Raw genomic sequence first — 24,155 nt, 5'->3', positions numbered from 1 at the left:
GATACCACAAAGGTACGAAAAAAACGGCTGCCCTCCAACAGGGGGCAGCCATTTTTTATACACTTTGGCTGATTCGGCCCGGTTAGAAAGTATAGCGCAGCCCTACCTGACCGCGCCAGCGGCTGTAGTAGGTGCTGTAGTTGCGTGCAACCCGCGTGCCGTCGAACTTGAAGACGCCGTCGCCTCATAGCTGAGAGGGGTATAGTAGACGCCGAACCCGTCGCCGTAGGTGTGTCCCCAGTCCTTGTTCAGGAGGTTGCCTACATTGATGATGTCGAAGCTCAGCTCGAGCGAGTTGATTTGCCTGCCCACCCTGAAGCTGTACTTCTGTGCAAGATGCACGTCGAAATGATGCTCGAAGGCAAGGTTGTCGGCATAGCGTTCAAAGTATTCTCCGCGGTGGTCGCGCATATACGAGTCGTCTGCTATCCACTGCTTCATCAGCATGCGCTGCTGGTCTTCGGTGAGAGTTCCCTTGAATCCGTCGCCTATCACCCTCGTAACCAGCGGATAGGTGTTGTTGCTGTTGTTTACGAATGTGGGCACGAACTTCATCTGGTCTATCTGCGCGTCTGTCGGAATCCACATGATGTCGTTTCCTGTCGCGCCGTCGCCGTTCATGTCGCCATTCATCTCTATGACGTATGGCGAGCCGCTTCTGCCCTGATAAATCAGGCCGACGGTGGTCTCCCACTGCTTCTGCGCTCCATAGCTGGCATGATAGTAGCACTGGCCTGAATACGGTGGGGAACGTTATAGGCACTGAATCCCAGCTCCGGGTCGTTCGGGTTGCGGTAGGTGGTGTTGTACATCCAGTTGCTTCCCGCAACGGCACTCGTACCGCTGTTCACGCTCATGGAGCGCGTCCACGTATAGCTTGCCATCAGGTCGAGCCCGAAGTCGAAGTGCTTTTCGCCCTTCAGCGAGAGGTTGACGGTATAGCCCTTATTGGTGTTGTAGAGCGCGTAGATGTTGGCGAACGGAGTTCCCTTGGTGGTACGCTCCAGCATGGGGCGGTTGTCCCAGACGTAGCCCGTCGCCTGCCCGAAGGTGGTGCCCGTCTTGTCTACTGCGAGGTTCTTATAGTAAATGTCGTTCAGGGTCTTCGAGTAGATGGCCTCTGCCGTCCAGTCGATTCCCAAGGCTTTGAAGTCGAGGCCGAGATTTGCTTTCAGGGTCTGCGCAAACTTGAAGTCGTCCTCGAAGACGTCCACTTCCTGATTGCCCACCGATGCGTTCAGCTTCTCGGCATTGGCCGTCTGCCGGTCGGGATTCAGATAGAGTTCCAGCCCCTTGGGATTGTTGACGGAATAGGTGGAGAGCTGAATACCCGTCTTTGCGAAGTTGTTGCTTATCCACACGAAGGGGATGCGCCCGGTGAAGACACCGACTCCGCCACGGAGAATATACCGGCGGTCTCTGTTGACGTCCCACCTGAATCCTACGCGCGGACTCCACAGCGGCGTGCTCGAGAGCTTGTGATTAGTGCGCACTCCCCATCCCCGTCCGGCTGCGTACTGGTTGAAAGGCTCGTTCGCGGTAGGCGTGTCGAAGAAGAGAGGAATCTCCATGCGCAGACCGTAGGTAAGCTGAAGCGACTGGCTGACGTTCCACTTATCCTGAGCGTAGAATCCGAGCTGGCCGGCCGAGAAAGGCGTCTTCCAGCGCGGGTCGCCCGTTACGCCGACGTTGGCCATGCCGAAGCGGTACTGGCGGAAATAGGCGTAGTCGGGGTCGATGGTGCCGTTCATGAAGTCGTCGTAGTACTTGTCGAAGTGTGCCTTGTCAGAGAAGTTGTAGGTACCGTAGGTGTCCTGAATGAAGAGGTTGGCAAACTTGTAGACCTCGTTGTGGGTTCCGAAGGTGAACGTATGGTTGCCCTTGTACCACGTGAGGTTGTCTTCCAAGGTATAGATGTCCTGATCGAGCGAGTTGGCCATCGACGAGCGTTCGTTGCCGATGTTCAGCGAGCCGCCCGTAACCGACAGCTGAATCATCGGGAACGGGGAGGCCACATTGCGCTTGTCGCGCACACGGACGTAGCTCAGGCGCGCCTCGTTGCTTATGACGGGCGAGATGCGGCTTTGCAGCTCGGCCGTGAACGAGTTGGTCTTGCTCGTAAAGGGATAGAAATAGTGGTCGTCGTTGAGCGACGAGGCACTGCTCGTATTGTTGAGCTGCTTGGCGTCGACGAGACTCCAGCGGAACGAGAACTTGTTGAAGTCGTTGACGTTCCAGTCTATCTTCGCGCCCACCTTGCTGCTCTTGGTATAGATGTCGGGGTTGGCAAATCCGCCATCGTAGCCGAAGCCCTGCCGGGCAGCCATCTCCTTGATTTTGCCGAGCACCTCGTCGGCCTCCTCGGCATTGACGCGCGAGCCGTCCTGACGGTAGCCGTTGAGATTGGGGTACGACTTGTTGGAGTTCTCGTAGTTGACGAAGAAGAACAGCCTGTCCCTGACAATCGGGCCGCCGAGGGTAACGCCCCACTGGTATTCCTCCTGCTTCTGGTACTTGGGAGCGTAGCCCGTGCCGTCGGCATAGGGATAATGATGACCGATGAGGCTCTGGTTGTTGCCGAATCCATAGACGCTGCCGTGGAACTGGTTCGTACCCGACTTGGTGATGGCGTTGATGGCACCGCCCGTAAATCCGCTCTGGCGGACGTCGAAGGGCGCGACGTTCACCTGAATCTGCTCGATGGTCTCCATCGAAACCGGCTGCGCGCTGGCCTGACCGCCGTTGGAGCCGCTGGCAGCGAGGCCGAAGACGTCGTTGTTCATAGCTCCGTCTATCATGAAGGAATTATAGCGGTTGTTCGTGCCGGCGAACGACATGGCACCGCTGCTCGTAGTCGCAAGCTGCGGATTGAGACGGGCCACGTCGGCTATGCCGTGCGTGATGCTCGGCATGTCGGCTATCTGCTTGGAGTTCAGGCTCTGGGCCGCGCCCGTCTTGGTGGCATTGAGGCCGGCGTTGCCCGTAACCACCACTTCCTGAAGCTCCTTCGAGTCTTCCTCGAGCGTGCAGGAGAAGTCCTCCACCTCGCCCAGACGCAGGCTGACTCCCTCGAAAATCCTCGACTTCTGCCCGATGTAGGCAATCTCCAACCTGTAGGGCCCGCCGACGCGCATGCCCTGAATGGTGTACCGCCCGTCAATGTTGGTGATGGCGCGGTAGACCGTACCGGAAGGCTGATGCGTGGCCGTTACCGTTGCTCCGATAACGTCCTCGCCATGCGACGTAACCTTTCCGCTGATTCCTGATGTCGTTACCTGCGCCATGACGGAAGCGGTAATCGCGAAGAACATCATCATCAGAAAAAATAATCTTTTCTGCATACTGATTTGAATTTAATGGGATAAGATATGAATTATGTATATACTGCCACAAAATTAGTTAAATTTTTCCAAACTAACGTTACAATAACAGGAAAACTTAATGAAAAACCACGCCGAACACAAAAGAAAGCAAAAAGAAGCTCCCTCCTGACGACACCCCAAAAGGCTTTCAGACCGCAAGCCCCTCCGCCGGAACATGCAAGGCCTTCGCCCCCGGATGCCTGCACGGCTCTCCGCGCGATGAAAAACACGACAAGAACAACACGCCCCAAAGCATCTGCGGACACGGGGCAACCGAAGGTGAACCCCCTCCGCCCCGCTGTTTCCCCGTCATTCCATCATAGCTTTGCAACGGGCTGTTTGTCAGACGGTTACGGATTGCCCCATCTTCCTTGAAAAATAGTACGTACTTTTCAGTCAAAACGTACGGACTTTTTCCCTAAAACGTACGGACTTTTTGATTGGAAAGTACGGACTTTTTCGCCAAAACGTACGTACTTTTTCTACAAAGCGTATAATGCTTTTTGCAGAAAACAATTTTGCCCCGTCTATTTTCGCACAATCATCCCTTGAAAAAAGCAGGACAATACCCGGGAAGCATCCGCAATCCGGCCTCCCGATACGCAAGGCAGGGCCGGATGCACCATGCAGCCAGCCCTGCCCCGCCATTGCGGCAAGGCAGACCACTGGCCCGTCTTGCCGCACCGGCTATAATATTATAACGGAGTCGTGAACAGATAGGTACGAATCAGCCAATAAGAGAATATTCCGGCAATGTACCCGACAAACGCTATCCACGTAATCCGCTTCATGTACCATCCGAAGGTTATCTTCTCCAGTCCCATGACAACGACGCCTGCGGCACTGCCCACGATGAGCATCGAGCCGCCCACACCGGCACAGTATGCCAGCAGCTGCCAGAAGATGCCGTCAATGGCCATGTCGCCCGCCGGGGTTATCGGGTACATGCCCATGCTGCCGGCTACCAGCGCACATTGTCCACTATCGAGGACAGCACTCCTATGATGCCCGTTACGGCATAGTGGTTTCCGTCGAAGAAGACGTTGAGCGAGCTGCCCAGCTTCGTCAGCACGCCTATCTCCTCAAGGCAGGCCACCGCCATCAGGATGCCGAGGAAGAAGAGAATCGTAGACATGTCTATCCGGCTGAGGATATTCGTTACGCGCTTGCTGAAGTCGTCCCTGCCGCCATTGCTGCGCTGCAGATGATGGTAGAATATCTCGGTAATCGTCCAGAGCACGCCCAAAACGAGCAGGATGCCCACGAACGGGGGAAGATGCGTAATGGACTTGAACACCGGGACAAAGCACAGACCACCCACGCCGACAAAGAAGATGGTCTTGCGCTGCTTGTCGCCGAACTCCTCGTCGGCCGTTCTTTCCTCGCCGCCTTCTACGGCTCCGCCTATCTCACCCTTGAGCATCAGCTGCAATATCAGTGCGGGAATCACCATCGATACCAGCGACGGAATGAATATCTCGCTGATGACGCCTGCCGCCGTAATCATGCCTGCGTTCCAAAGCATAATGGTCGTTACGTCGCCAATCGGCGAGAACGCACCGCCCGAATTGGCGGCAATGATGATGAGCGAGGCATAAATCATCCTGTCCCCATTGTCGCGGATGAGCTTGCGGAGAATCATGATCATCACGATGCTCGTCGTAAGATTGTCGAGAATGGCCGAAAGGAAGAAAGTCATAAAGGCGATGCGCCACAGGAGGGCACGCTTCGACTTTGTCTTCATCACGTCCTTCACCCAGTTGAAGCCGCCATTCTGGTCCACAATCTCCACTATGGTCATCGCCCCCATCAGGAAGAACAGCGTTGTGGCAGTGTCGCCGAGGTGATGGCTTATCACACCGTTGACAAACTGGGTCAGCTCCTCTCCCGTCCCCGTGAAGTCATGGTGCATCAGCTGAACAAACGGTGCCGGATCGAACATATAGAGCGTCCAGCAGAAAACAAACATCAGCAGGGCTATGGCAGCCTTGTTGATTTTAGTCAGACTCTCCGTGGCTATGAGCGCATAGCCCATTACGAAGACTACAATGATTGCAATTGTAAGCGTAGACATGATGATTTTGAATTAAATGTGGGCGCAAAGATAATCAAAAGATATGATTTGCACGACAACGACAAAGATATTTTTCAAAAAACAGACTGGCTTTTCAACGATTTTGTAGTACATTTGTGGCAAATATACAACAATATGTACAAGAAACACCTCAACGTAGTCTGTGCCGTCATCAGCGATGCCGGAAAAATCCTCTGCACGCAACGGCTGCGGAAAGGACCCGGCTACACGGCAGAGCACTGGGAATTTCCCGGCGGAAAGACCGAACCCGGAGAGAGCGACCATGAGGCCCTGCTGCGCGAAATAAGGGAAGAGATGGACTGGGATATATTCGTCGGAAGGAAAATCGCCACCATAGAGCACGAATATCCCGACTTTTCCATCACGCTGACCGCCTACGACTGCATGGCACGCGACTGCGACTTCAAGCTCCTTTCGCACATAGACGCAAAATGGCTGACCATAGACGAGCTGCCGTCGCTCAGATGGACGGAAGCGGACAGGAAGCTCCTGAGCCTTCTCCCGGGCACCGCGTCCGAACAGTCCCCGGCACATTAACACGTTAATCCACCACAACAAACAGGAAACCATGCAGATAATCGTATCAGACGAAATAAAAGCCGTATGCCCGATATTCGTCGGGGCATGCGTCGAGGCAGAAGTGGAGAACACTCCCTACAGCCAGCCCCTATGGGACGAAATACACGCGCTCGGAGAACGCATGAAGAAAGAACTGACCACCGAGTCGCTCAAAGACCTTCCGGGCATAGCCGCCACCCGAACCATCTACCGCGCCTGCGGCAAAGACCCCTCGCGATACCGTCCTGCCTCCGAGGCTCTCATACGCCGCATACTGAAAGGAAAAGAGCTTTATCAGGTCGATACGCTCGTCGACCTCGTCAACCTTGCCTCCATGGCATACGGCTACAGCATCGGCGGATTCGATGCCGGCAAGATAAACGGAGATACCCTTACGCTGGGAATAGGACGCGAAGGAGAACCATACGAGGGTATAGGCCGCGGCAACATCAACATAGCAGGGCTGCCCGTCTACCGCGATGCCACGGGAGGAGTGGGCACACCCACCTCTGACAACGAACGCACGAAAATCAGCCTCCACACCCGTCGCCTCCTCGTCCTCGTCAACGGGTATGACGGCAACGAGGAGAAGGTGCGCGAAAATGCAGAGTTCATTCAAAGGCTTCTTAGGGAATACTGCAACAGCGACGGCGGAAACTATCAGCTATACCGCTGAAGGCAATTGATTCAACAACCGATATGCAAGACAACAAACAAGAAGAAATAAGACAGCTCGTAGAGAAGCTGAACACCGCCTCCGACGCCTACTATAACGGAAAGGGCGAGATGATGTCCGACCACGAATGGGATGCACCTTCGACCGGCTGAAACAACTGGAGAAGGAGACGGGCACCGTCCTCCCCGACTCGCCAACGGAAAACGTCGGTGCGGACAAGCTCGCAGGGCAAAAGGAGGAACACGAGTTCCCCACACTGTCGCTGGCAAAGACCAAGAACGTGTCCGAACTGGCAAAATGGGCAGACGGACGCCCGATATGGCTGTCATGGAAACTGGACGGACTGACGCTTGTCGCAACCTACGACAACGGAAGTCTCGCCAAGGTGGTTACGCGCGGCAACGGGCATACCGGCACCAACATCACCCACCTCGCCCCCGCCATCAGCGGCATACCGCCCAAAATCAAGAACACGGGACACGTGGTCATCCGCGGCGAAGCCGTCATCAGCTATCCCGACTTTGAACGATTCAACATAGAGAACGAAGAGGAATATGCCAACCCCCGGAACCTTGCCTCCGGCTCGCTGACACTCAAGGACATCAACGAAGTCAGGGCGCGGCACATCCGCTGGATACCATTCACGCTGGTCTATACCGACGAGGAGATAGTCTCATGGGGCAGGCGCATGGACTTCCTGAAGGAAAACGGCTTTACCCCCGTCGACCACGAGCTTATCGGACAGCCGACTGCCGACAACATAGGCAGGGTGATAGAACAATGGACGCTGCTCGTCACGGGAGAGAACCGCCGGCAGCGTTTCCCCTACCCTGTAGACGGGCTGGTCATCTCCTACGACGATACCGAGTTTGCAGCCACAGGCTCGGTTACGGGACACCATGCCACCCGTGCCGGCTATGCCTTCAAGTGGCAGGACGAGAGCGCAGAGACCGAGCTCGACCATATAGAATGGTCGTGTGCAGCCTCCACCATATCGCCCGTAGCCGTCTTCCGTCCCGTAGAGCTTGAAGGAACGACCGTCAAACGCGCCAGCCTCTGCAACATATCGGAGTGCGAACGTCTTGGCATCGGCGGAAAGGGTACCAGAATCTCCGTCATCAAGGCCAACAAGATTATTCCCAAGGTTGTCAGCGTAACGGAGCGCATCGGAGAACTTCACATACCGGAATCATGCCCCGTATGCAATGCCCCGACAGAAATCACTGAGAGCGAGAGCAGCATGACCAAGACTCTTCATTGCACCAATGCCAATTGTCCGGCAAAGCAGCTGAAGAAGTTTGCCCGGTTCGTTTCCAAGGAGGGAGTGAACGTCGACGGATTCTCCGAGCAGACCCTACAGAAATTCATCAATCTTGGATGGGTGTCAGAGTATGCCGACATATTCCATCTTTCGGAACATGCAGCGGAACTACGCCATATCGAAGGATTTGGAGATAAAAGCGTCAGAAATCTTCTCGCCTCCATAGAAAATGCACGCAACGTAGAAGCCCACAAGCTGCTTTTCGCGCTTAATATTCCCGAGATGGGGCAGGATGCCTGCAAGCGTATTCTGTCTGTGTTCCCCTTGGAAAAACTGATGGAAAGTTTCTCCTACGGCAGCTCTCCCAAGAGCGGTACGGCCGTAGAAACCTCCCTGTTTGCAGAGGAAGCCTCATCCTCCGCCCCGAAAAGCCGAATCAGGGAGCAGCTCTCAGCCATTCCCGGTATTGGTCCCGTAACAAGCAGCAGGCTGGCCGACTGGATGCAAGACCCCCGCAACTACGCGATATTGACCCGGCTCATGGCCGAACTGAAAGTAACACAGCCTTCCAACGAGGCGAAGGGGGCGAAATGCGAAGGACTGACGTTTGTCGTTACTGGCGACGTACACCACTACAAGAACCGAAACGAACTTAAAAAATACATTGAGAGCCAAGGCGGAAAAGTAACGGGAAGCGTATCGAAGGCTACCAACTATCTCATCAACAACGATGCAGAAAGCACTTCGGGAAAGAATCAGAAGGCACACGCCCTTTCCATTCCCATCATTTCCGAGGAGGAATTCATACGGCAGTTTGCTCAAATCGCAGAAGAATAAAGACTATTCACGGCATGCTGACAGCCCCTCCGTCTGTCCCAAAAAGAGAATCAAATGTATGCAGGACAAGGAAAGGGCAATGAAGACAAACGAAGCCGTCTGTCCCATGCAACAAGACGATTTCATCAATGTATAGAGACGACTATATGAAAGTGGCACTTTCGCAATGCGAAAGTGCCACTTTGACTATACGAAAAAGGCTTGTTCGTTTGCCCGTCAAGCCTACCTCATATTTGCATGCAGGTATAATGGGGACGGCAGCGGATAATAACAACCATCTATCTGGAGCTTAGAAGGCTCTCGGCCTTCGCCAAATCGGCAGGCGTATCTATTCCCACGGTCTCGACATCGGTCAGTCCCACCTTTATCTTATATCCATTCTGCAACCATCTCAGTTGCTCCAGACTTTCGGCCTGCTCCAAAGACGACAGCGGAAGCTCGGTTATCTCTCTGAGCACGTCGGCACGATAGGCGTACAGACCGATGTGCTTCAGATAGGGGAAATGTGCCGCCCAGCCTTCCCTTTCCGCGCCTCTGACAAAGGGAATTACCGAACGGCTGAAGTACAGGGCATAGTTGTTGTTGTCTAAGACTATCTTGGGCGAGTTCGGATTTTCCACCTCCTCCATACTCCCAAACCTCTTTCCCAATGTCGCTATCTGCGTCTGCGAATCGTCGAAGCAGCCAATGACCGTCTTTATCTGTTCAGGCTGAATGAACGGCTCATCGCCCTGTATGTTCACGACGATGTCGAACGGTGCGTTTATCCTTTCCAGTGCCTCGCGTATTCTGTCCGTTCCGCTCTTGTGCCGGGTGCTTGTCATAACGCTTTGCCCCCGAACGAGACAACGGCATCGAATATCCTTTCGTCATCCGTAGCCACGTACACATCGTCCAGTATGATGCTTGCCTGTCCTACAACATGTTCTATCACCATCTTACCGCCCAATTTTGCCAACGGCTTCCCCGGAAACCGTGAAGAGGCATAGCGTGCAGGTATGATACCTACTACTTTCTTGTCTGTCATTATAGTCTGTTTTAGTTACTGCTTTCAGAATCTGTAAACCCATGCAAGCATCCTGTTTATCCACGAAAAGCGGATGTGGAACCACCTGTACGACGTAATGGGCTTCCCTCCAAATTCCAACAGGAAGTCCTGATACTTGTTGTGGGAATAGGGAAGCCCCACATTCAGGAAATGAATATGCCTTGCACCACGCCTGTAGGCTTCCTCTATGACATTCCATACAGTTATGACGCGCGGGTAAAAGAAGGAGTAGCTCCGCTTCCTTGCCATCTCATACCACAGCATGGCATCCCCCTTGGAGTCTACGACGACGCTTCCTCCGATAATGTGTCCCTTGAACAGGGTAACATAGACATGCCCGTTGGGATTAGCTGCAATTTGCCGCATCAGCTCCATGTCGGGGATATAGCGTTGCTTCCTGAAACGGTAATAATGGCAAAGAAGCCGGTGGAACTTCTCTATTTCCCCGTCGTTGTGCGCCTCGCGCGTCTGCACACCTCCCCTTTGCGCCCTTCTTATTCTGTGCAGGGCCTTTTCCGACAGCCGCTCTTTCGGATGCCGGCTGTGCAGCGAGTTGTGAATCTGCATCCACGGCACAGGAAAGAAGCCGTTTTCGCGGAATATGCTGTAGGCAAACATTTTCCTTGACACATCGCTGACCTCTATGCTGAGGCAGCGTTTGGTCATAAAATACTCCTTTATCTTCCCAAGCATCAATCCGAACAGTCTGGCCCGCTCTTCTTCCGAAAGACCTTCGCGGTACTCGCCTTCCCCGTATATTCTCCCATGATAGAATAGCGGCAGCGTTATCCAGTTTCTTTGGTGGCGCAGTTGGGCAAGGAGGTGGGCAAGAACAGTGTTGTCATCTGCATAGACAACCGCCATACAGGGGGCAAGTCCCGGTGTATGCTCTATCATCCAGAACAACTCTCGGCTGTGGAAGAAGTCAAAAGCGTCGAGCCGAGGCAGCTGGGTACCGTCTGTTATGATGTCAACCTTCATAGTCAGAATATCGTCGCAAAAATAGCAAATGTTTTCTAAAAAAACAACAGATAGCGGAATTATTCTTCTTTAATGATTACTTTTGTACTCATATATAATATACTGATTATGAAGATTGTGCTTATCGGAGCCGGCAATTTGGCTACAAATCTGGGCAAGGCACTGCTCGCAGCAGGGCATGACATCCTGCAGGTGTATAGCAGAACTATGGAATCAGCCTCGCGTCTCGCAGTTCAGGTGGGAGGCTCTCCTACGAACGACCTGAACAGGTTGGTCTATACAGCCGATGTCTATATCCTTTCCGTAAAAGACAATGTGCTTGCGGAACTGATTCCAAAGGTATGCAAAGGAAGGGAGAAAAGCCTCGTCGTCCATACAGCAGGCTCTATACCGCTGGACAGCTTTATGGGGATGACATTCCATTACGGGGTATTCTATCCCATGCAGACCTTCTCCAAGGACAGAGAGGTTGATTTTCAGGAGATTCCCGTCTTCATAGAATACAACGACAACTTTGCCAAGCGTAAGTTGGAATTGCTTGCCCACAGCATTTCAAACCATGTAGCCCGGCTGGATTCTGCCGACAGGAAGTACTTGCACTTGGCTGCCGTCTGGGCCTGCAACTTCACCAACCACTGCTACGACATGGCCTCAGAGATACTCGAAAGGCATGGGATGTCTTTTGAGATTATGCTTCCGCTGATTGACGAAACCACGAGAAAGATACATAAGATTTCGCCGCAGGCAGCCCAAACAGGGCCTGCGGTACGCTACGACGAGAACGTCATACGCTCTCAAAGTGAGCTGCTGAAGGACATTCCCCTCGCCAAGGATATTTACGAGCGGATGTCGGTCAGTATTCACCGCCGTAATCTTGAATCTGCACAGACAGATTCACGTAATGTTTAATTATTTGATGTATTGCAATGATAAACTATGATTTAACCCAAATCAAGGCTGTTGTCTTCGATGTGGACGGAGTTCTCTCTATGGGAACAATACAGATGGATGCTGACGGCGAGCCTGTCAGGACCGTCAACATAAAAGACGGATATGCCATACAGCTAGCCGAAAAGCTCGGCCTGCATATTGCCATTATGACGGGAGGACATAACGAGAATATCAGGAAACGGTATGAATACCTTGGAGTAAAGGATGTGTACCTCAACTGCTCGGTGAAGATAAAGACATGGGAGGAGTTTCTTGAGAAGTATCGACTTAGAAACGAAGAGATTATCTATGTAGGCGACGACATACCCGACTATGAGGTCATGCTGAAGTCGGGCTGTCCCTGCTGTCCCAAGGATGCCTGTCAGGAGATAAAGTCCATAGCCCGGTATGTCAGCGATGCGGCAGGAGGATGCGGTGTGGCAAGGGATGTCATCGAACAAGTACTGAAAGCACAGGGGAAATGGAAACTTAATGCCAAAGCATTTGGATGGTAAATATCGAGACAAGGACAATGAACAAGACAAATTATCATATAATTCTGGCGAGCAATTCGCCCCGGCGCAGAGAATTGCTGAAAGGCCTCGGACTGGAGTTTGAAGTCAAGGTCCTGCCCGACGTAGAGGAAGACTATCCTTCCAGCCTGCCAACGAGTGAGGTTGCCGCATATATAGCAGGGAAAAAGGCAGAAGCTATAAGGATTTACTGGGTGAGGACGAACTGGTGATTACGGCCGACACGATCGTTATCGTAGACAACACGGTACTGGGCAAGCCTTCCGATGAGGCGGAAGCCCAAGGCATGCTTCAAGCACTAAGCAACAAGACGCATCAGGTGGTAACGGGCGTCTGTCTGACGACAAGGAAGAAGCAGTGCTGCTTTTCCGTTTCCACCGACGTTACATTCAAGAAACTGTCCGAAGAAGAGATAGACTACTATATCGCCAACTATCAGCCTTTCGACAAGGCCGGCGCGTATGGTATTCAGGAATGGATAGGCTATGTAGGTGTAGTTGGCATCAGGGGGAGCTACTTCAATGTGATGGGACTGCCCGTACAGAGAATATGGGAGGAAATTGGGAAGATATAATCCCCCTTGAAATGTAATTGGGCACACGCAATATGACAACAGGCAGCGACGGAGACTAGTGTCCGTCGCTGCCTGTTGTCTGTATCTTCTTGCGGAATCTGCCTGTACGAAGATTACAGACAGGAGGGAACGATTAGTCTAAATCGCCTTCGGCAAATGTTGTCGTATTCCAGTCGCCTGTCTCCAATCCCTTCTTGAACCAATACATTCTCTGCTCTGAGTTGCCATGCGTAAAGGTTTCGGGTTGGGAATAGCCGCGTGCCTTTTCCTGAAGATAGTTGTCGCCTATCTTTTCCGCACAGTCTATCGCCTCCTCTATGTCTCCATCGGAAAGGCTCTGATAGTTGGCGTTGTCATAATGTGCCCAACATCCGGCATAATAGTCGGCAAGAAGCTCAAGCTTCACGCTGAGTTTGTTGGCTTCAACCTTATTCACCTGCGACATCTTCGCGTGACAGCGTGCGAGCGTTCCCCGAAGATACTCAATGTGGTGTCCCACCTCATGGGCAATGACATAGGCGTATGCAAAGTCAAGGTCGCCTTTGGCCTGTAGCCCCAGTTCTCTTCTCATGGTAGAAAAGAAGCTGAGGTCAATGTACAGCTTCTGGTCGCCACTGCAATAAAAAGGACCCATGGCTGCCGAACCGTTGCCGCATGCCGTCTGCGTGCTGCCCGTATAGAGTACAAGAGTAGGAAATTTGTATTCCATGCCATGCTGTTGGAACTGCTCCGTCCACACGTCTTCGGTTCCTGCAAGAATCTTTTTAGAGAACTTAGCCAGTTGCTGCTCCTCTTCCGTAAACTGCTGCTGACCTCCTGCCGGACGTTCTTGTACCTGCGACTGCATCTGCTGCTGCATCACGTTGCCTACTACATCGCCAAGATTTCCTCCCGACATAAATGTCATAATGGCGATGAGGATGATGCCTCCGATACCCCCGATACCAGCCTTCGCGCCTGTACTCATGCCCCGGCGGTCTTCGATGTTATTGCTTTCTCTTCTTCCTGATAGTCTCATAATCCGTAATTTTTGGCAAAGGTAATAAGAAAATAAGACTTTTATAGGGAAACAGCAAGAAAAGCAGTGATATTATATGTATTATATCTGATTTCGGCAAACAGAGAAGATATCGGAGACACGGACAAGTTTCACGAAAGAATAAACAAAGAAACGGACTATTCTCCCTTTTCTGCCATATTATTTGTACTTTTGCAAATCAATTCATAGAACAACAAATGAAAAGAATAGCTTTGGCTTTTATGGCACTTATGGCTCTCGGCACACAGACATTCGCACAACACGGCAAGGACATAACGCTCCATTTGGTAGAGACGTCCGACGTCCACGGCTCGTTCTTCCCCTACGACTTTACCAACCACCGCACCCTGAAAGGCTCAATGGCAAGGGTGATGAGCTACGTCTCGCAACTGAGGAAGAAAACAGGATCAGACAATGTGTGCCTGCTCGACAATGGCGACATCCTTCAAGGCCAACCCATTTCCTACTATTATAACTATGTCAGGACAGACAGGGCGAACATTGCCGCCAGCGTGCTTAACTACATGGGCTATGACGCGGCTACGGTGGGCAACCACGACATTGAGACGGGACACCCGGTATATGACAAGTGGATAGGCGAGACGCGCTGCCCTATGCTCGGGGCAAACATCATAGACACTAAGACACACAAGCCGTATCTCCTGCCCTATACTACCATCAATAAGAACGGAGTAAAAATCTGCGTCATCGGCATGCTGACACCTGCCATTCCCAACTGGCTGGAGGAAAAGCTCTGGGCGGGTCTGCGCTTCGATGAGATGGTTGGCTGTGCCCGGCGGACGATGGCAGAAGTGAAGACAAAAGAACATCCCGACGTGGTGGTCGGACTGTTCCACTCGGGATGGGACGGCGGCATCAGGACTGCCACGTACACCGAAGACGCCTCCAAGCACGTTGCCGAACAAGTACCGGGATTCGACGTGATATTCTTCGGACACGACCACATACCGCGCAATACTACCATCACGAACAGTGAGGGGAAGCAAGTAGTCTGCCTCGACCCTGCCAACAATGCCCTGTGGGTGGCGCAGGCGACGCTGAAACTCCGCAGACAAAAGAACGGAAAGTACACGGTTATCAACAAGACGGGCAGTCTGGTGAACGTGCAGGAAGAGCAGCCGGATGCAGCTTACATGATGCACTTTCAGAAAGAGATAGACGAAGTCAAGGCGTGGGCAGACCGCCCCATCGGAAGGTTTGAGAATACCATCTACACCAAGGACAGCTTCTTCGGCAATTCGGCCTTCAACGACCTCATCCTCTCCTTGGAGCTGAACATCACGCATGCCGACATTGCCTTCAACGCTCCCCTGCTGTTCAACAGCTCCATCAAGGAAGGCCCCGTCACCGTCGCCGACATGTTCAATCTTTACAAATACGAGAACGGACTCTACGTGCTGCGAATGACGGGAGAGGAGGTTTGCAAGTACCTCGAAATGAGCTATGACCTCTGGGTGAACACGATGAAGTCGCCCGACGACCACCTTCTTTTACTGGACGACACGCGAAACGACGCACAGCGGATGGGATTCAAGAACTTCACTTTCAATTTCGATTCCGCAGCCGGCATTGATTACGAGGTCGACGTTACAAAGCCCGACGGACAGAAGGTGAACATCCTCCGCATGAGCAGCGGTGAACCGTTCGACAAGGCAAGATGGTACAAGGTGGCGGTGAACAGTTACCGTGCCAACGGCGGCGGCGAGCTGATGACAAAGGGTGCCGGAATTCCGCACGACTCCCTACAGAGCCGCATCGTCTGGAGGAGCGAACTTGACCAGCGACAATATCTGATGGAGGAAATAGAAAAGGCCGGCACGCTCAATCCGCAGCCTCTCCACAACTGGAAATTCGTGCCCGAGGAGTGGACCATACCGGCAGCGGCACGCGACCGCAGGCTGCTCTTCGGGGAGTAAAGCCCCTGCCTCCTCAAAGCGAGGAACAACCAACCGCATACAAATTCAAACACTGAACATGAAGAAATACTGGTTTATCTTCTGCAAGGGAGAACTCATGCTGCAAAAGACAGCCGACGGCCATACCATCCCTCTGTCGGAAGAGCCGCCCGTGCCCCTGCGGTCATGGACACATGTGCTGACCGTCACCCCGATGGAAGAGGACGGCAGGGAGGTGCGTGCCGTCATGCTCGATACGCCCGTTACCGGCAATCCCGACTACGAAATGTGCGGACTGCGCAACTCCTATTACAGATTGTCCCACAGCCTCTACCTCAAGGCCGGCAAGTGTCAGGAACTTCTCTACTGGGATACCAACACGAAGTTCTGCGGTGTCTGCGGCGCGCCCATGAAGCTGCATACCGACATCTCCAAGCTATGCACCAACTGCGGCAAGGAGGTATGGCCGCAGCTGGCAACGGCCGTCATCGTCCTGATACACCGCGGGGAGGAAGTCCTGCTCGTGCATGCCCGCAACTTCAAGACCGACTTCTACGGTCTGGTTGCCGGATTCGTGGAGACCGGCGAGACGCTTGAGGAGGCCGTTCACCGCGAGGTCATGGAAGAGACCGGCATCACCATCGGCAACCTCCGCTACTTCGGCTCGCAGCCGTGGCCCTATCCCTGCGGACTGATGGTGGGATTCAATGCCGACTACGCGGACGGCGACATCCATCTCCAGCGCAGCGAGCTTTCAAAGGGGGCATGGTTCACCAAGGACAACCTGCCCACCATTCCCGAGAAGCTCTCCATTGCCCGGATGCTCATCGACGACTGGCTGGGGCAACCGGACCCGTCCGCACGGGAAACCCGTCTAACATTCCATAATACCCCTGTAAAATCCTAAAATCATTTTATAAACAACAATCATGAATTTCTTTGAGAAAACACTGGGATTCGACCCAAAGACCATGAAGTTCCGCACCGAGCTGATTGCCGGAGCGACAACGTTCCTCACCATGAGCTACATCCTTGCAGTAAATCCTGCCATCCTCTCATCTACGGGGATGGACAAGGGCGCGCTCTTCACGGCTACCGCCATCGCCTCGGCCATAGCCACGCTGCTGCTTGCCTTCATGGCAAAGCTGCCGTTCGCGCAGGCTCCGTCGATGGGGCTGAACGCCTTCTTCGCCTACACGCTCTGCCAGGCCATGGGATTCTCGTGGCAGCACTCCCTCGCCATCATGCTCATTGAGGGCATCGCCTTCATCGTCATCACGTTCTTCAACGTCCGCGAAATGATACTCGACTCCATTCCGGCCAACCTGCGCTACGCCATTTCGGCAGGCATCGGCATGTTCATCGCCTTCATCGGACTGAAGAACGCAGGCATCATCGTCTCCAAGGAAGGCACGTTCGTAGGCCTCGGCGCCTTCACCGGCCCTTGCCTGCTCGGCATCCTCGCCATCCTGCTCAGCGGCGTACTGATGGCGCGCAACGTCAAAGGCTCGCTCTTCTGGAGCATCATCATCGCCACGCTTGCCGGCATCCCGATGGGCGTTACGGAGATTCCTTCCGGGTGGCTGCCCGTCTCCGCACCGCAGGACCTGTCGCCCATCTTCTGCAAGTTCGACTTCACGGGTCTGATGAACCTGAAGACCGTCCTCGTCGTCTTCTCCCTGCTCATCATCAACATCTTCGACACCATCGGAACGCTGATGGGACTGGCCGAGAAGACGGGCATCGTCGGGGAAGACGGAACCATACCCCGCGTCAAGGAAGCCATGATGAGCGATGCCATCGGCACAACCTGCGGCGCGATGCTCGGCAGCTCCACGCTGACCACCTACGTCGAGAGCGCGAGCGGCATTGCCGAGGGCGGCAAGTCGGGCGTAACGTCGTTCACGGTCGGCATTCTCTTCCTCATAGCCCTCTTCCTCTCCCCGGTCTTCCTTCTCATCCCGAGTGCCGCGACGAGCGGCGCGCTGGTCATGGTCGGCGTCCTGATGCTCGACTCGGTAAAGAAAATCAACCTCAATGACATCAGCGAGTCGTTCCCGGCCTTCATCACGATGATAACCATGGTGCTCTGCTATTCCATCGCCGACGGCATCTGTCTCGGTATTCTTTCCTACGTCATCATGAAGCCTGCACGGGCCAATGGAAGTCGCTCAACTGGACGCTCTGCATCCTCTCCGTCCTGTTCGTGCTCAACTTTATATTCGGATAAGCTGAAACGAGAAATATACTGACCGGAAACCGTGTTTCGGACAAGCCCCGTGCCTGTCCGAAATATGATTGTCGGGTAGAGAAAACGGACGAGGCGGACAGACACGGGGTCTGTCCCTACAGGTTAATCGCAACGGGCAGGGTGTTTGCGCACGGGAATCTGTTCATCATGTCCCGACAGGTTAACTGCAATGGGCAGGGTGTTTGCTCGCGGAAATCTGTTCATCATGTCCCGACGGGTTAACTGCAACGGGCAGGGGATTCGCGCACGGGAATCTGTTGGTTGTGTGCATGCAAGCAGCCTGTGCCGACGGGCTGGTACGTTTCTCTGCAACTTCCCGACGCGGCTCCCGATAAAAATTATCGTGTTTTTTCAGGAGAAAGATTATAGCTTTTCATCGGACAGAATACACCTTTTCCGGAAAGGCATTATAGGTTTCGGTGAAAAAGTACGTACATTTCGGCAAAAAAGTACGTACGTTTTGATTGAAAAGTACGTACATTTTGACTGAAAAGTACGTACTATTTTTCAAGGAAGATGGGACAATCCGTAACCGTCTGACAAACAACCCGTTGCAAGCCTATGAGGGAATGACGGGGAAACAGCGGGGCGGGGGAATTTTCCTTCCGCTTTCCCGTGCCGGGCAATCGCTTGAAGCGCATTTTGTTTGTCTTGTTTTTCATGTCGGAGAAAGTGCCGTGGAGATGTTTCCAAAAACATTCAGGGACAGACCGACGGCCCGCCCCTGAATAAAATTAATTAATTATTATGTTAAATTCATGTCACCACAAGCATGTTCTATTCTGTATAGGGTTAGTCCAGCAGCGTCGCCGCGCGCACGCGGCTCAGCGTCTCTGGCGTCATTTGCAGATAGCTGGCGATGTAGACGAGCGGTGCGCGGAGCACCACCTGCGGATTGAGCTTGCACATCTTCCTGTATCGCGCCTGCGCCGTCTCGAAGCGCACGAGGTCGGCATGCACCTGCGATATAATCAGGCTCTCCTCGAGTATCTTGCGGTAGAGTATCTGAATGTTCACGTTGTGCAGTGCCACCTGCTCCAGCTTCTGCTTGGGAAGGGCGTAGGCGAGGGTCGGCTCGAGGGCTTCTATCTGCAGTCTGGTCGGCTCCTCGCGGAAAAGGCTCTCGATGCACATGACTATCGTGTGGTCTTCGCCCAAGTGCTCGGTTATCTGCTTGCCGTTCTTGAAATAGAACTGCCGGATCAGTCCGCGCTCTATGTAGTAGATTCTGTCGCAGACCTCGCCTTCGGAAAGTATCATCTCTCCCTTGGCAAACTTCATCGGCACAAGAATACTCTCCAGCACGTCCAGCTCGTCGTGCGTCATCGTGCTGTACTTCCTCGCCAGTTCGCGGGCAATGTCCCTCGTATCGTTAATAGTCTCTTTCATATTCTCTAAGTCTCCTTTCTTTAATCCAACTTCAATACGGCCAAGAAAGCCTTCTGGGGCACCTGCACGTTGCCAATCTGCTTCATGCGCTTCTTGCCCTTCTTCTGCTTTTCGAGCAGCTTCCGCTTCCGGCTGACGTCTCCTCCGTAGCATTTCGCGGTAACGTCCTTGCGCACCTGCTTCACCGTCTCGCGGGCGACAATCTTCGCCCCGATGGCTGCCTGAATGGCAATGTCGAACTGCTGCCGCGGAATCAGGTCCTTGAGCTTCTCGCACATTCTCCTTCCAAACACCGCGGCATTGCTGTCGTGGGTGAGCGTGGACAGGGCGTCGACGGGTTCGCCGTTGAGCAGTATGTCCAGCTTCGCGAGCTTCGAGGGCCGGAAGGAGTCTATGTGGTAGTCGAACGAGGCATAGCCCTTCGAGATGCTCTTCAGCTTGTCGTAGAAGTCGATGACTATCTCGCCGAGGGGAATCATGAAGATAAGCTCCAGACGGTTTCCGCTGACGTAGTTCTGGCTTACCAGCTCGCCGCGCTTGTCGAGGCAGAGCGTCATAATCGGGCCGATATAGTCGGCCGAGGTAATGATGGACGCCTTGATATAAGGTTCCTCTATGTGCTCTATCATCGTCGGCTCGGGCAGTCCCGACGGATTGTGCACCTCCTTCGCGTTGCCGAGCTTGTCGTAGACCATGTAGCTCACGTTGGGTACGGTCGTTATCACGTCCATGTTGAACTCGCGGTCGAGCCGCTCCTGAATGATTTCCATGTGGAGCAGGCCGAGGAAACCGCACCTGAAGCCGAACCCCAAGGCTTGGGAGCTTTCGGGAAGGAACGTCAGCGAGGCATCGTTCAGCTGCAGCTTCTCCAGCGACGCACGCAGGCCTTCGTAGTCGTTGGGGTCAATCGGATAGACGCCTGCAAAGACCATGGGCTTCACTACCTGAAATCCCTCGATGGCTTTCTCGCACGGCCGCTCTATGTGGGTGATGGTATCGCCCACCTTCACCTCAGTGGCCGTCTTGATGCCCGAGATGATGTAGCCCACCTCGCCCGTAGAAAGCTCCTTGGCAGGCTTCATCTCCATCTTCAGCACACCCACCTCGTCGGCGGTATATTCCATTCCCGTCTGGACGAACTTCACCTTGTCGCCCTTGCGGATGGTTCCGTTCTCCACCTTGCAGAGCGTGATGATGCCGCGGAAGGAATTGAAGATAGAGTCGAATATCAGTGCCTGAAGCGGAGCCTGCCTGTCGCCTTTCGGACAGGGAATACGCTTCACGATGGCTTCGAGAATGGCAGGGATGCCCTCCCCCGTCTTGCCGCTGGCACGGATAATGTCCTCCGGCTCGCAGCCGATGAGGTCTACTATCTCGTCCTCCACCTCCTCGGGCATGGCGTTCGGCATGTCAATCTTGTTGATGACGGGTATAATCTCCAGATTATGGTCGATTGCCATATAAAGATTGGAAATAGTCTGGGCCTGCACTCCCTGCGTGGCATCCACTATGAGCAGCGCCCCCTCGCAGGCAGCGATGCTTCGCGAAACCTCATAGGAGAAGTCGACGTGTCCCGGAGTGTCAATCAGATTCAGAACATACTTCCTGCCTTCAAGCGTATGCTCCATTTGTATGGCATGGCTCTTGATGGTGATGCCCCGTTCGCGCTCCAAGTCCATATTGTCGAGCATTTGCCCCTCCGTTATCCGGATGGTCTGGGTATATTCCAAGAGGCGGTCGGCAATCGTGGACTTGCCATGGTCGATATGAGCAATAATGCAGAAGTTCCTTATATGGTCCATATTTGGTAAGACTTTTTTAATGCGCAAAATTACCAATAAAAAACGAGAAAAGCGAAAACCTTTCCGTGAAAATGGATAAATTATAGTATCTTTGCCCATAATTTTGGCAGAGTGATTCGCAAGGGGCTACAGGCAAATGCCGTCAGGTATTCCGCTTTCCCCTGCCGTCATGTCAGGCCGACTCACCATTCAACCATTGTCATGAAGAAGTATCTTTTCATTTTCCTCGCAGCCTTGGGCCTCTCCGGCTGCCGCCAGAGCCTTGAGGACAGGGCAGCAAAGGACTGCAAGGAGTTCACCGAAGCCAAGTGCCCTACCCCGACAAGAGACAACACGCGCATGGACAGCATGGTCTACGAAGCAGGCACGCGGACCATACATTATTATTACACCCTCGTGGGGGACGCCGACAACAAGGCCGTCATAGCCCAAAGGAGAAAAGAACTGCGCAAGGCACTGCAAGACGCGCTGAGAACAGACATGGGAACCCGGGCTTACAAGGAAGAAGGCTTTGTGTTCCGATACACCTACCGTTCGGAAAAGTCGCCACAAGAGGTCTTGGTAGACGAGACTTTCAAGAAGGGCCAGTATTAGGCACAAGGAGTAAATCCCGACCTTAGACAGGCACGGCCCTCCTTCCCTTGCTGCCCTTTAGACAGCGACAAAACGAAAACGGCACTTTGGGCTTGCGGAAGTGCCACTTTCAGCTTGCGAAAACGGCACTTTGACCCTGCCAAAGTGCCGTTTTCATTTTGTCAGCCTGCCTGTCCGAAAAATCACGAAAGCGAAATGCCGCTGCAATATTCGGCTGCCATCTCTGCACAACGCTCTCCGTCTACTCCCGCACTGACTATGCCGCCGGCATAGCCTGCACCCTCTCCGCAGGGGAAAAGTCCCTGCAAGCGGACGTGCATAAGCGTCGTGCGGTCGCGCAGGATGCGGACAGGCGAGCTGGTGCGGGTCTCGGAGGCTATCATCACCGCCTCATTGGTCAGGAAGCCATGGGCATGCCTGCCGAAGGTCTTGAAGGCTTCCTGTAGCCGCTTGGCCACGAAAGGCGGCATCCAAAAGTGGAGCGGGCTGGAAATCAGTCCCGGTGCGTAGCTCGACTTTGGCAGGTCGTATGACAGGCGGCCGTTCACGAAGTCTGCCATCCGCTGGGCCGGAGCTGTCTGCCTGCGGTTGCCCTGCTGCCAAGTATCGCGCTCAAGCCTCTCCTGATAGTCCATGATGCGGAGAAGGCCGTCGCCCTCCACATCCTCGGGATTGAGCTGGACGACCATGCCCGCGTTGGACCACTTGGTGCCACGGTTGGCCGGACTCATGCCATTGGTAACCGTCTGTTCCGGGCCTGTGGCCGAAGGAATGACAAAACCTCCCGGACACATGCAGAACGAGTACACGCCGCGGCCTTCCACCTGCGTAACAAACGAATACTCTGCCGTAGGAAGATATTTTCCCCGGCCGTTCTTGCTGTGATATTGTATCTGGTCTATCAGCTCGGCAGGATGTTCGAGGCGCACGCCTACGGCAATCCCCTTGGGTTCCATCTCTATCCCGGCCCCGGCAAGATAGCGGTAAACGTCGCGGGCAGAGTGGCCTGTGGCAAGAATGACCGGCCCTCTGAACTCCTTTGTCCCATAGGGCCGTACCGACATATCCTCAGCCCTGACGCCTGCCACCTTGTTACCTTCGAGCAGGATGGCTGTCATCTTGGTCTGAAAATGCACCTCTCCCCCACTCTTCAGGATGGTATTGCGCATGTTCTCTATCACCCTCGGCAGCTTGTCCGTCCCGATATGCGGATGTGCATCGGACAAGATACCTGCCGAGGCCCCATGCTGACAAAACACATTGAGCACCTTCTCCGTCGGGCCACGCTTCTTGCTGCGCGTGTAAAGTTTACCATCAGAGAACGCACCGGCTCCTCCTTCGCCAAAGCAATAGTTAGACTCAGGATTCACCTCCTGCGTCTTGGTTATCAGTGCCATGTCTTTTTTCCGTTCACGGACGTCCTTGCCTCTTTCGAGAACGACCGGCCGATACCCCAGCTCTATCAGCCGGAGCGAGGCGAAAAGCCCCCCGGGACCTTCGCCGACAACTATCACCTGCGGCTTTCCGCTCACGTCCGGGTATTCCGTGCGGACGTAGGCCTCGTCCTGCGGATACTCATTGATATACGCCCTGACTGTCAGGTTGACGTATATGTCCCTATGGCGCGCATCTATCGAACGTTTCAGCACGCGAACCTGCTTGATGGTACGGGCGTCGAGCCCCTTTTCCCGGGCAATATACGCCTTTATGTTTTCCTCGTCGCAGCCTACCTGAGGCAACACTCTTATCTGATATTCTTCTGTCATATAGCAATTGGAAATGGAAGGCCTGGCACGGAGATGTGTCATTTGCCGTTCTGCACCATTGCAGACACGAGCATTTACAGCCGTGCAGCCATGTATTCTCATCTCTCTTTTCCTTCCCGATATTCTTGTTATTCTGCTGCAAAATTACGCAAATATCCACAGAAAGCATCGGATATTGCGCGATTTATTCGTATTTTGCGCCCAAGTTTTGTCCGTTCTCTACCAGAGCCTGACCGAGCACGACGTGCCGGTGATTGCAGACAAACTTTTTGGGCAGTCCGAACCTTCATTACGACCATGCTCCCAAAAGCTCTTAAGCCTTTTGTAGTGTCTTCAAGACCTTTCCGGGGAAAGGTCCAGACCCTTTTCCGAAAAGCGCGCGAATTATCTCCAAAAAGCCCGCGAGCTTTTTCCGTCTGCCCATCTGCTTGTATAAAATAGTACCGATTTCCGGCAGGATTGGCCGTTGTTTTCCGGGCTTCAGGGAGGCCTCAAAATTATATACGGTTAGCGGAAAATTTCTATACGTATAGAAATATTTTT

The 24,155-nt window shown here is 53.6% G+C and carries 16 protein-coding genes and 4 pseudogenes; 11 read left to right on the top strand and 9 right to left on the bottom strand.

The genetic code is table 11. The features are described from left to right. Nucleotides 1-82: 82 nt before the first annotated feature. The 3 genes and pseudogenes from JCM15908_RS13630 to nhaD form a co-directional block, all read right to left on the bottom strand. Nucleotides 83-3,341: pseudogene (locus JCM15908_RS13630) on the bottom strand (TonB-dependent receptor). A gap of 716 nt (nt 3,342-4,057) precedes the next feature. Further along, a complete protein-coding gene (locus JCM15908_RS15635; RefSeq protein WP_373277430.1) occupies nt 4,058-4,309 on the bottom strand; it encodes a hypothetical protein in 252 nt (83 codons plus the stop codon). Nucleotides 4,310-4,323: 14 nt separating this feature from the next. Further along, nucleotides 4,324-5,436 (bottom strand): sodium:proton antiporter NhaD, encoded by a 1,113-nt coding sequence (gene nhaD, locus JCM15908_RS13625; protein ID WP_373277429.1) that lies wholly within the window; start codon nt 5,434-5,436, stop codon nt 4,324-4,326. Between the two features lie 135 nt (nt 5,437-5,571). Between nhaD and JCM15908_RS09920 the strand changes: the two genes are divergently transcribed. From JCM15908_RS09920 to ligA, 4 genes are read left to right on the top strand one after another with little or no spacing between them, the layout of a single operon-like run. Further along, entirely contained in the window at nt 5,572-5,994 is a 423-nt protein-coding gene (locus JCM15908_RS09920) for a (deoxy)nucleoside triphosphate pyrophosphohydrolase (protein WP_025003210.1), read from the top strand. A 31-nt stretch (nt 5,995-6,025) separates the two neighbouring features. Then, nucleotides 6,026-6,691, top strand: a complete 666-nt coding sequence (locus JCM15908_RS09915; protein ID WP_025003209.1) for a B3/B4 domain-containing protein — start codon at nt 6,026-6,028, stop codon at nt 6,689-6,691. 23 nt (nt 6,692-6,714) lie between these two features. Then, nucleotides 6,715-6,843 (top strand): hypothetical protein, encoded by a 129-nt coding sequence (locus JCM15908_RS15630; protein ID WP_373277428.1) that lies wholly within the window; start codon nt 6,715-6,717, stop codon nt 6,841-6,843. Next, nucleotides 6,819-8,789, top strand: a complete 1,971-nt coding sequence (gene ligA / locus JCM15908_RS13620; RefSeq protein ID WP_373277427.1) for an NAD-dependent DNA ligase LigA — start codon at nt 6,819-6,821, stop codon at nt 8,787-8,789. Before JCM15908_RS15630 ends, ligA begins: the two co-directional genes overlap by 25 nt. A gap of 278 nt (nt 8,790-9,067) precedes the next feature. Here ligA and kdsB read toward each other — a convergent pair. Further along, nucleotides 9,068-9,816 (bottom strand): annotated as a pseudogene (gene kdsB, locus JCM15908_RS13615) (3-deoxy-manno-octulosonate cytidylyltransferase). A 24-nt stretch (nt 9,817-9,840) separates the two neighbouring features. Then, entirely contained in the window at nt 9,841-10,818 is a 978-nt protein-coding gene (locus JCM15908_RS09895) for a GNAT family N-acetyltransferase (RefSeq protein ID WP_036893132.1), read from the bottom strand. Between the two features lie 108 nt (nt 10,819-10,926). Here JCM15908_RS09895 and JCM15908_RS09890 point away from each other — a divergent pair, with 108 nt between their 5' ends. The 3 genes and pseudogenes from JCM15908_RS09890 to JCM15908_RS13610 all read left to right on the top strand — a co-directional run bounded on the left by JCM15908_RS09890 (nt 10,927) and on the right by JCM15908_RS13610 (nt 12,855). After that, a complete protein-coding gene (locus JCM15908_RS09890) occupies nt 10,927-11,727 on the top strand; it encodes a Rossmann-like and DUF2520 domain-containing protein (protein ID WP_025003207.1) in 801 nt (266 codons plus the stop codon). Between the two features lie 17 nt (nt 11,728-11,744). Next, nucleotides 11,745-12,263: a KdsC family phosphatase gene (locus JCM15908_RS09885; RefSeq protein WP_025003206.1), complete on the top strand. Its 519-nt coding sequence runs from the start codon at nt 11,745-11,747 to the stop codon at nt 12,261-12,263. A gap of 17 nt (nt 12,264-12,280) precedes the next feature. Continuing rightward, nucleotides 12,281-12,855 (top strand): annotated as a pseudogene (locus tag JCM15908_RS13610) (Maf-like protein). 133 nt (nt 12,856-12,988) lie between these two features. On the opposite strand, the gene ypfJ reads toward JCM15908_RS13610, so the two are convergent. After that, nucleotides 12,989-13,873, bottom strand: a complete 885-nt coding sequence (ypfJ, locus tag JCM15908_RS09875; RefSeq protein WP_025003205.1) for a KPN_02809 family neutral zinc metallopeptidase — start codon at nt 13,871-13,873, stop codon at nt 12,989-12,991. 218 nt (nt 13,874-14,091) lie between these two features. Between ypfJ and JCM15908_RS09870 the strand changes: the two genes are divergently transcribed. The 3 genes and pseudogenes from JCM15908_RS09870 (at nt 14,092) to JCM15908_RS13605 (ending at nt 18,040) form a co-directional block, all read left to right on the top strand. Continuing rightward, nucleotides 14,092-15,831, top strand: a complete 1,740-nt coding sequence (locus tag JCM15908_RS09870; RefSeq protein WP_025003204.1) for a bifunctional metallophosphatase/5'-nucleotidase — start codon at nt 14,092-14,094, stop codon at nt 15,829-15,831. Between the two features lie 58 nt (nt 15,832-15,889). Further along, nucleotides 15,890-16,717, top strand: a complete 828-nt coding sequence (gene nudC, locus JCM15908_RS09865) for an NAD(+) diphosphatase (protein ID WP_025003203.1) — start codon at nt 15,890-15,892, stop codon at nt 16,715-16,717. 22 nt (nt 16,718-16,739) lie between these two features. Next, a pseudogene (locus tag JCM15908_RS13605) lies at nt 16,740-18,040 on the top strand (NCS2 family permease). Nucleotides 18,041-18,853: 813 nt separating this feature from the next. Here the strand turns inward: JCM15908_RS13605 and JCM15908_RS09850 are convergent. Together JCM15908_RS09850 and lepA are read right to left on the bottom strand one after the other, a co-directional pair. Beyond that, nucleotides 18,854-19,450, bottom strand: a complete 597-nt coding sequence (locus JCM15908_RS09850) for a Crp/Fnr family transcriptional regulator (protein ID WP_025003202.1) — start codon at nt 19,448-19,450, stop codon at nt 18,854-18,856. A 20-nt stretch (nt 19,451-19,470) separates the two neighbouring features. Continuing rightward, on the bottom strand, nt 19,471-21,252 hold the full coding sequence (gene lepA, locus JCM15908_RS09845; RefSeq protein WP_025003201.1) for a translation elongation factor 4: 1,782 nt from the start codon (nt 21,250-21,252) through the stop codon (nt 19,471-19,473). 201 nt (nt 21,253-21,453) lie between these two features. Between lepA and JCM15908_RS09840 the strand changes: the two genes are divergently transcribed. Further along, on the top strand, nt 21,454-21,846 hold the full coding sequence (locus tag JCM15908_RS09840) for a DUF8479 domain-containing protein (RefSeq protein ID WP_036893130.1): 393 nt from the start codon (nt 21,454-21,456) through the stop codon (nt 21,844-21,846). A gap of 182 nt (nt 21,847-22,028) precedes the next feature. Here JCM15908_RS09840 and JCM15908_RS09835 read toward each other — a convergent pair whose 3' ends face one another. Beyond that, nucleotides 22,029-23,612, bottom strand: coding sequence for an NAD(P)/FAD-dependent oxidoreductase (locus tag JCM15908_RS09835; protein ID WP_025003199.1), 1,584 nt, complete (start codon nt 23,610-23,612; stop codon nt 22,029-22,031). Nucleotides 23,613-24,155: the final 543 nt, after the last annotated feature.

Origin of the sequence: Prevotella dentasini JCM 15908 (genome assembly GCF_000614065.1) — a bacterium.
Taxonomy (GTDB): Bacteria; Bacteroidota; Bacteroidia; order Bacteroidales; family Bacteroidaceae; genus Prevotella; species Prevotella dentasini.
Note: the sequence above shows the minus strand (reverse complement) of the source record. Positions and strands in the feature narration are given on the sequence as shown.

What these genes read in the sequence shown, in the direction of transcription:
- JCM15908_RS15635 (WP_373277430.1), bottom strand. Translation starts at nt 4,309, where the DNA reads ATGTACCCGATAACCCCGGCGGGCGACATGGCCATTGACGGCATCTTC.
- nhaD (WP_373277429.1), bottom strand. Translation starts at nt 5,436, where the DNA reads ATGTCTACGCTTACAATTGCAATCATTGTAGTCTTCGTAATGGGCTAT.
- JCM15908_RS09920 (WP_025003210.1), top strand. Translation starts at nt 5,572, where the DNA reads ATGTACAAGAAACACCTCAACGTAGTCTGTGCCGTCATCAGCGATGCC.
- JCM15908_RS09915 (WP_025003209.1), top strand. Translation starts at nt 6,026, where the DNA reads ATGCAGATAATCGTATCAGACGAAATAAAAGCCGTATGCCCGATATTC.
- JCM15908_RS15630 (WP_373277428.1), top strand. Translation starts at nt 6,715, where the DNA reads ATGCAAGACAACAAACAAGAAGAAATAAGACAGCTCGTAGAGAAGCTG.
- ligA (WP_373277427.1), top strand. Translation starts at nt 6,819, where the DNA reads ATGGGATGCACCTTCGACCGGCTGAAACAACTGGAGAAGGAGACGGGC.
- JCM15908_RS09895 (WP_036893132.1), bottom strand. Translation starts at nt 10,818, where the DNA reads ATGAAGGTTGACATCATAACAGACGGTACCCAGCTGCCTCGGCTCGAC.
- JCM15908_RS09890 (WP_025003207.1), top strand. Translation starts at nt 10,927, where the DNA reads ATGAAGATTGTGCTTATCGGAGCCGGCAATTTGGCTACAAATCTGGGC.
- JCM15908_RS09885 (WP_025003206.1), top strand. Translation starts at nt 11,745, where the DNA reads ATGATAAACTATGATTTAACCCAAATCAAGGCTGTTGTCTTCGATGTG.
- ypfJ (WP_025003205.1), bottom strand. Translation starts at nt 13,873, where the DNA reads ATGAGACTATCAGGAAGAAGAGAAAGCAATAACATCGAAGACCGCCGG.
- JCM15908_RS09870 (WP_025003204.1), top strand. Translation starts at nt 14,092, where the DNA reads ATGAAAAGAATAGCTTTGGCTTTTATGGCACTTATGGCTCTCGGCACA.
- nudC (WP_025003203.1), top strand. Translation starts at nt 15,890, where the DNA reads ATGAAGAAATACTGGTTTATCTTCTGCAAGGGAGAACTCATGCTGCAA.
- JCM15908_RS09850 (WP_025003202.1), bottom strand. Translation starts at nt 19,450, where the DNA reads ATGAAAGAGACTATTAACGATACGAGGGACATTGCCCGCGAACTGGCG.
- lepA (WP_025003201.1), bottom strand. Translation starts at nt 21,252, where the DNA reads ATGGACCATATAAGGAACTTCTGCATTATTGCTCATATCGACCATGGC.
- JCM15908_RS09840 (WP_036893130.1), top strand. Translation starts at nt 21,454, where the DNA reads ATGAAGAAGTATCTTTTCATTTTCCTCGCAGCCTTGGGCCTCTCCGGC.
- JCM15908_RS09835 (WP_025003199.1), bottom strand. Translation starts at nt 23,612, where the DNA reads ATGACAGAAGAATATCAGATAAGAGTGTTGCCTCAGGTAGGCTGCGAC.